The sequence below is a fragment of the Bacillus fungorum genome, from assembly GCF_002746455.1.
GTDB lineage: Bacteria > Bacillota > Bacilli > Bacillales > Bacillaceae_G > Bacillus_A > Bacillus_A fungorum.
Genome location: NZ_NWUW01000135.1, coordinates 1 through 1,008, shown reverse-complemented (window position 1 = coordinate 1,008; position 1,008 = coordinate 1). Strand labels below are relative to the sequence as shown.

At 32.7% G+C, this 1,008-nt stretch carries 1 pseudogene; it reads right to left on the bottom strand.

Annotated features, from left to right (window positions below):
• Window positions 1-828 precede the first annotated feature (828 nt).
• Window positions 829-1,008, bottom strand: a pseudogene (locus tag CO726_RS31065) (Trp family transcriptional regulator); the annotation flags it as partial.

Below are 1,008 nucleotides of genomic sequence, written 5' to 3'. Positions count from 1 at the left end.
TTAATATCACAAGAAATTCCACAGGTTTCTCTGGTCCAGTTACCTTGAATTTCTTGTATGCCCTAAGGGAAGAATCCATTTATGAAAGACGGGTTCTTTTATTTATTCTTAATACAATAAGAATTTTATTAATTAAAAATTCTTCATTTAAGTAACACTCATCGATGTATCTTCTCTTTATGTAAATCCCCACACTTTATGCGGGGATACAAATGGTACTTTCTATTATCCTAATACACAAAATTATAAGAGGATTTGATGATAGTATAGTGAGTCAGCCAACTCCTTAATGCTCACTTCGTTCCGCTTACCATTGACTAATCCTATAATATATTTTAAGAATTGTAGTGTTTGTAATAACATAATATTTAATATTGTTTTGAACAATAAAACTGGCGGTTAGACTGATATAATTGTTAATTCAAGTCGAACAACTTAACCTCGTTTTTGGTCTGTTCGACTTAGCGACATGCCCAAATCAGTCAAATTCCACGCTGCAATAGCAAAAATACTACTCAACTATTGCAACGTGGAAAACCTTACTAAGAGATATAGAAAGAACTACACTAAAAAACCTTAATAAATAAGTTTTTTAAAAAAACATGTGTCATCAACTTATGACATAATTAAATTATCATGATAATTTAATTAAATTAATTCCAGCAGAAACATTAAAGTTTGAACCAACGCTTCCGTCAGTTACAAGCTGAAGAATACATTCTGTATAGTAAACATAAAGCGGAAACTGTAACCGCTAAATACCCTATAAGACACCATAACCACAACAAAATGTAATTCCACCTTTCTGTACAACTTTCAAAATTGATACTACTTTGCAACTCCCTGCGCTCTCCCGAAAGCTGCAGCTCTTTCGTTGATTCGTTTTAATATACGGCTGATTTGAGTCTGAGTAACTCCGACTTTCTTCCCGATATTTTCTTGTGACATATGGTTTGAATACATATCCCAAACGATCATTTCTCTATCTGGCAACGTCTGAACAAAAGA